This is a genomic window from Streptomyces sp. NPDC004752 (genome assembly GCF_053601275.1).
Genome location: NZ_JBSGBN010000136.1, coordinates 21217 through 27216 on the forward strand (window position 1 = coordinate 21217; position 6000 = coordinate 27216).

Genomic DNA, 6000 nt, shown 5'->3' on the forward strand with positions numbered 1-6000 from the left:
TTCCCCGCCCCGTTGTGTGTCCCGTTCCCTCCTTCTAGCGCACACCCCTTTTCCGTCGCCTTCCCTCATCCGATGGTCCGCGCGCTCTGCGCTCGCGTCGGGCGCTCTGCGCCTGCACTGTCCCTGTGTGTCTCCACCGCTCATCCCTGGAGTCAGCAATGCCCGGAATATCGCACAAAATCATGGGGTGTACCGCTGCTGTCGGTGCCCTGCTTCTGACCCTCACCGGCTGCGTCGGCACCAGCCCTGCCGGGGCCGACGTCGACCTCGGTCCCGGGCCGGCGGCGGCGGGCAAGGTCAAGAAGGGCGCGCTCGACGGTGTCACCCTCACCTTCACCTCCTACGGCGGCATCTTCCAGGACGGCCAGGAGACCGCCGCCGTGAAACCGTTCGCCGCCGAATCGGGGGCGAAGGTGCTCTCCGACGGCCCCACCGACTACACCAAGATCAAGGCTCAGGTCGACGCCAAGAACGTCAACTGGGACGTGGTGGACACCGACACCCTCTGGGCCAATCATCAGTGCGGCAAGCTGCTGATGCCGCTCGACACCTCCATCGTCGACACCTCCAAGCTGCCCAAAGGCATGAAGGGCAAATGCTCCGTGCCGGCCATGAGCTACGGCGTGGTCCTGATGTACGACAAGAAGAAGTTCGGCAACAACCCGCCGAAGGGCTGGGCGGACTTCTTCAACACCGCCAAATACCCCGGCAAGCGCGCGATACCCGGTATCGCGTCGGATGTGTCCCCGGGTGCGCTGGAGGCGGCACTGCTCTCCGACGGGGTCGCTCCCGACAAGCTGTTCCCGCTGGACGTCGACCGGGGGCTCAAGAAGCTGACGAGTGTCCGTTCCTCCCTGGTCTTCTGGGACACCGGTGCCCGCTCACAGCAACTGCTGGAGTCCGGTGAAGTCTCCATGGCCATGGTGTGGTCCGGCCGCGCCTACTCGGCGGTCAAGAACGGCGCCCACTTCGCACCGCAGTGGAACCAGTTCCTGCCGGTCTCCGACTCACTCGCCGTGCCCGTCGGCGCCAAGAACCCCAAGGCGTCCATGGCACTGATCAACTACTACCTGGGCGCCACCCAGCAGTCCAAGCTCTCCGAGCTGACCTCCTACTCGCCGATCAACACCGACTCCCACCCCAAGCTGGACAAGCTCGCCTCGGAGTATGTGACCACCACCCCCGAGAAGCAGGCCCAGGGACTCAAGATCGACAACGTCTGGTGGGCGAAGAACCAGGCGCAGATCATCCAGAAATGGTCCGACTGGCTGGCGAGCTGACCGATGACAGCCTTGATCGACATCGCCTCCCCGGCCACCGGCAGCCGGCCCCGCAAGGGCGCCGACGGCCGGTGGGGGTGGCTGCTGCTGCCCGCGGTGGTCCTGCTGGCCGTGCTCTTCCTGGTGCCGCTGGGCCTGATGGCCTGGCGCAGCGTCACCGAGCCGACGCCCGGCGCGGGCAACTACTCCTGGTTCTTCACCAATGACGTCGCCCTCGCCACGCTGGTCCGCACGCTGACCGTCGGCGCCGTCGTCACCCTGGTGACACTGCTGCTCTCCTACCCGTACGCCTACCTGATGACCGTGGTCGGCGCCCGCGCGCGGATCTGGCTCACCCTGCTGGTGCTGCTGCCGTTCTGGACCAGCCTGATGGTGCGCACCTTCGCCTGGGTGGTGCTGCTCCAGGACAACGGCGTGATCAACCAACTCCTCGGCACCGTGGGCCTGGGGCCACTGCAATTGATCCGTACCCCCGCCGGCGTGGTGATCGGCATGTCCCAGGTGCTGATGCCCTTCATGGTGCTGCCGCTGTTCGCGGTGATGAGCGGCATCGACCGGCGGCTCCTCGACGCCGCGCAGGGCATGGGCGCCCGCCCGGCCATCGCGTTCCTACGGGTCTTCGTGCCGCTGTCGCTGCCCGGCGTGGGCGCGGGCGCGCTGACCGTGTTCATCACCTCCCTCGGCTTCTACATCACCCCGGCCCTGCTGGGCTCACCCGACCAGGCGCTGATCTCGCAGCAGATCTTCACCCAGGTCAACGGGCTGCTGGCGTGGGGCCGTGGCGGAGCGATGGGCATGGTGCTGCTGGCGGTGACGCTGGTCCTGCTCGCACTGGTCGGCGTCGTTCTGCGACTCACCCGCGCCCGGGGAGGAACCCGATGAGGACAGGACCCGCGCGCATCGCGCTCTGGGCGTTCAGCGCCCTGGTGGGCTGCTGGCTCATCGCGCCGACACTGGTGGTGATCCCGCTCAGCTTCACCGACAAGGCGTCCCTGGTGTTCCCGCCGAGCGGCTGGTCCACCCGCTGGTACAGCAACTTCTTCACGAACCGCCAGTGGACCGACGCGCTGCTCGCCTCGCTCCAGGTCGGCGCCCTGGTCGCCCTGGTGGCCACCGCCCTGGGCACCGCCGCCGCGATCGCGCTCACCCGGTCCGCATCCCGCTGGGTGAAGGGGTCGTACGGCCTGCTGCTGGCACCCATGATCGTGCCGACCGTGGTGGTCGGCATCGGCGTGTACGCGCTCTTCCTCCAGTACAACCTGCTGGGCACCCTGCTCGGCTTCGTCACCGCCCATACCGTGCTGGCCCTGCCGTTCGTGATCATCCCGGTGACGGCGAGCCTGCGCGGCTTCGACCGGCGACTGGAGGACGCCGCCCTGATCTGCGGTGCGGGCCGGTGGGGCGCCATCCGGCAGGTGACCCTGCCACTGATCGCCCCCGGCGTCGTCTCCGGTGCCCTGTTCGCCTTCGTCACCAGCTTCGACGAGGTCGTGGTCTCGCTGTTCATCCAGAGCCCCTACCTGCAGACCCTGCCGGTCCGGATGTTCGCCAGCGTGACCCGGGACACCGACCCCACCATCGCCGCGGCCGCCACCCTGATCATCGTCTTCACCACGGTGCTCGTGCTGGCCGCCACCTTCGCCACCGCCAGGAGGAACCGTGTCCGCTGAGACCAGCCTCATCAAGGCGCGCGGAGCCCGTATCGAACTGGCGCAGGTGCGCAAGGAGTACGCGGATTCCGTCGCCGTCGACGACGTCTCCCTGGTCATCGAACCAGGCGAGTTCATGACCCTGCTGGGCCCCAGCGGCTCCGGCAAGACCACCACCCTCAACATCATCGCCGGGTTCACCGGCGCCACTTCGGGCACGCTGACCATCGGCGGCAGACAGATGCAGGACCTGCCACCGCACCGGCGTGACATCGGCATGGTCTTCCAGCACTACGCGCTGTTCCCGCACATGACCGTGGCCGAGAACGTCGCCTTCCCGCTCAAGCAGCGCAAGGTGCCCAAGGCCCGCCGCGCCGAGATGGTCGAGGCGGCACTTCAGACGGTGCGGCTCGGCGACTACGGCCATCGCAGGCCGCGCGAACTCTCCGGAGGCCAGCAGCAGCGGGTCGCCCTGGCCCGGGCCGTGGTGTACGAGCCGAGCGTGCTGCTGATGGACGAGCCGCTCGGCGCACTCGACAAGAAACTGCGCGAATCCCTCCAGTTGGAGATCAAGCGGGTGCACCAGGAGGTCGGCTCCACCTTCGTCTTCGTCACCCACGACCAGGAAGAGGCGCTGGTCCTGTCGGATCGCATCGCCGTCTTCAACGACGGGGGCATCCAGCAGGTCGGCACCGGGAGCGAACTCTACGAAAAGCCCCGCACCCTCTTCGTGGCCGAGTTCCTCGGTGAGTCCTCCACCGTCCGGGGCCGCGTCGAGCCGGACGGCGACGACTCCTGCCTGCGCGTCGGCGATCGCACCGTACGCGTCATCGGCCGCCCGGCCGAGGGCAGCGCGGCCGCCGTCGTGGTCCGCCCCGAGCACATGAGGGTGCAGCCGGCCGCGGCGCCGGTCGCCGCCGGGGTCAACGCACTGCCCGCCCGGGTCACCCAGGAGATCTACCTGGGCTCCGGCCGCAAGCTGGAACTCACGCTGCCCGACGGCACGGTGCTGCTCTCCCGCGAGCAGGCCGACCGGCTGTCCGGCGTCCGCCACGGCGACGAGGTCACCGTGGTCTGGGACGTCGAGCGAGGTGTCCTGCTCGACGATCCCACCAGCACCACCCGCCCAGCCGTCTCCGGTGACCGGGTCCCGGTCACCGCCGTGAAAGAGAGCGGACGATGAGCGCCACCCTCACCACCAGCCCCACCTTCGTCAACGGCGACGTCTCCTTCTGGTTCCGGGAGGGCGGCGTCCCCGCCCGCCGCCCCGCGCTGCCCGGCGACCTCGACGTCGACGTCGCGCTCGTCGGCGGCGGCTATACCTCACTGTGGACCGCCTACTACCTCAAGCAGGCCCAGCCCGATCTGCGGATCGCCGTCCTGGAGAAGGAGTTCGCCGGCTTCGGCGCCTCCGGCCGTAACGGCGGCTGGCTCAGCGCCGAGCCGCCCGGCCAGATGCGCCGATACGCCGCGTCGCACGGCTGGGAGTCGGCCGTCGCCATGCAGCGTGAGATGTTCTCCTCGGTCGACGAGGTCATCCGGGTCGCCGCCGAGGAAGGCATCGACGCCGACATACAGAAGGACGGCTTGCTGCAGGTCGCCACCAACGCCGCGCAGGAGCGACGGCTGCGCGAGCACCTGTCGTCGCTGCGCGCCGAAGGCTGGACCGAGGACGACCTGGTCGAACTCGACCGTGACCAACTCGCCGAGCGAGTCCGTGTCGCGGGCGCCCGGGTCGCCCACTGGAGCCCGCACTGCGCCCGCATCCAGCCCGCCAAACTGGTACGGGGCCTGGCCGACGCGGTCGAGCGGATGGGCGTCGCCATCTACGAGGGCACCGAGGTCACCGAGATCCGCCCACGGGAGGCGGTCACCGCGCACGGCCGCGTCCGGGCGACGTATGTCATCCGGGCGTTGGAGGGGTTCACCGCTGGGCTGCGCGGCCACCACCGGGTCTGGCTGCCCATGAACAGCAGCATGATCGTCACCGAGCCGCTGCCCGCTTCGGCGTGGGAGGAGATCGGCTGGCGCGGCGCCGAACTGCTCAGCGACGATGCCAACTCCTTCTGCTACATCCAGCGCACCACCGACGGCCGTATCGCCATCGGCGGGCGCGGCATCCCGTATATGTTCGGCTCCCACGTCGACCAGCGCGGCGAGACCAAGGCCGCCACTCAGCTGCAACTGCAGGCCATTCTCAGGCAGCACTTCCCGGCCACCGAGGGCGTCGCGATCGACCACACCTGGTCCGGTGTGCTGGGCGTGCCGCGCGACTGGTGCGCCTCCGTCCATCTGGACGAGCGGACCGGACTGGGCTGGGCCGGGGGCTATGTCGGGCACGGCGTGACCTCGACCAACCTCGCCGGACGCACCCTACGCGACCTGATCCTTCGTCAGAAGACCGACCTCACGCGGCTGCCCTGGGTCGACCGCACGGTGCGCGGTTGGGAGCCGGAGCCGCTGCGCTGGCTGGGCGTCCGCAGCCTCTACATCGCCTACCGCGCCGCCGACCGGCATGAGAACTCCGGGTTGCAGCGCACTTCCTTCATCGCACGTGTCGCCAACGCCATCAGCGGCCGCTGAAAGGATCCGACCCCTCATGGACACCACCTCCCTCGTTCCTTCCCTCGTCGTCCTCGATGACTCGGCGAGTGCCGCTCTGCCTCCCGCAAGCCCCAAGCCGGGCGGCGCCCCCGGCCAGCAGGAGACCACCCGTACCCTGTGGAAGTCCCCCGACGGGCTGACGGAGGCCGGTATCTGGGAATGCGGCCCCGGCCTCTTCCCCTCCACCCACGAGGGTTACGACGAGGTGTGTCAGGTGCTGACCGGGTCCGCAACCGTCCACACGGAGGGGGGCGAGGCCGTTGAGCTGCGCCCCGGCTCCACCCTGGTGATGCCGGCCGGCTGGCGGGGCAGCTGGCAGGTCCACGAGGCCCTGCGCAAGATGTACGTGGTGCACACCAACCGGGCCGGTGTGTGAGCCTCGTGCCGCACGGCGGCCGACCGCGGACCGGTGATCCGCGGCGGTCGCCCGCTACCGCCGTCGCGGTGGCCGACGGCCGGATCACCGG

6 protein-coding genes are annotated in these 6000 nt (G+C 69.4%); all 6 read left to right on the forward strand.

Going from position 1 to position 6000, the window contains the following annotated elements; all coding sequences use genetic code 11:
* Positions 1-182: 182 nt before the first annotated feature.
* The 6 genes from ACWEKM_RS37940 to ACWEKM_RS37965 are packed head-to-tail and all read left to right on the forward strand — an operon-like array spanning position 183 to position 5909.
* Positions 183-1280: an ABC transporter substrate-binding protein gene (locus ACWEKM_RS37940; RefSeq protein ID WP_451625839.1), complete on the forward strand. Its 1098-nt coding sequence runs from the start codon at positions 183-185 to the stop codon at positions 1278-1280.
* Between the two features lie 3 nt (positions 1281-1283).
* Positions 1284-2162, forward strand: a complete 879-nt coding sequence (locus ACWEKM_RS37945) for an ABC transporter permease (RefSeq protein ID WP_451625840.1) — start codon at positions 1284-1286, stop codon at positions 2160-2162.
* Positions 2159-2950, forward strand: a complete 792-nt coding sequence (locus tag ACWEKM_RS37950) for an ABC transporter permease (protein ID WP_451625841.1) — start codon at positions 2159-2161, stop codon at positions 2948-2950. Before ACWEKM_RS37945 ends, ACWEKM_RS37950 begins: the two co-directional genes overlap by 4 nt.
* Positions 2940-4112, forward strand: coding sequence for an ABC transporter ATP-binding protein (locus tag ACWEKM_RS37955; RefSeq protein ID WP_451625842.1), 1173 nt, complete (start codon positions 2940-2942; stop codon positions 4110-4112). The genes ACWEKM_RS37950 and ACWEKM_RS37955 overlap by 11 nt, the downstream gene beginning before the upstream one ends.
* A complete protein-coding gene (locus ACWEKM_RS37960; protein ID WP_451625843.1) occupies positions 4109-5512 on the forward strand; it encodes an NAD(P)/FAD-dependent oxidoreductase in 1404 nt (467 codons plus the stop codon). Before ACWEKM_RS37955 ends, ACWEKM_RS37960 begins: the two co-directional genes overlap by 4 nt.
* 16 nt (positions 5513-5528) lie before the next feature.
* The gene (locus tag ACWEKM_RS37965) at positions 5529-5909 is read left to right on the forward strand and encodes a cupin domain-containing protein (protein ID WP_451625844.1); all 381 of its coding nucleotides are present in this window, start codon (positions 5529-5531) and stop codon (positions 5907-5909) included.
* Positions 5910-6000 lie beyond the last annotated feature (91 nt).

What these genes read in the sequence shown, in the direction of transcription:
- ACWEKM_RS37965 (WP_451625844.1), top strand. Translation starts at nt 5,529, where the DNA reads ATGGACACCACCTCCCTCGTTCCTTCCCTCGTCGTCCTCGATGACTCG.
- ACWEKM_RS37945 (WP_451625840.1), top strand. Translation starts at nt 1,284, where the DNA reads ATGACAGCCTTGATCGACATCGCCTCCCCGGCCACCGGCAGCCGGCCC.
- ACWEKM_RS37960 (WP_451625843.1), top strand. Translation starts at nt 4,109, where the DNA reads ATGAGCGCCACCCTCACCACCAGCCCCACCTTCGTCAACGGCGACGTC.
- ACWEKM_RS37950 (WP_451625841.1), top strand. Translation starts at nt 2,159, where the DNA reads ATGAGGACAGGACCCGCGCGCATCGCGCTCTGGGCGTTCAGCGCCCTG.
- ACWEKM_RS37940 (WP_451625839.1), top strand. Translation starts at nt 183, where the DNA reads ATGGGGTGTACCGCTGCTGTCGGTGCCCTGCTTCTGACCCTCACCGGC.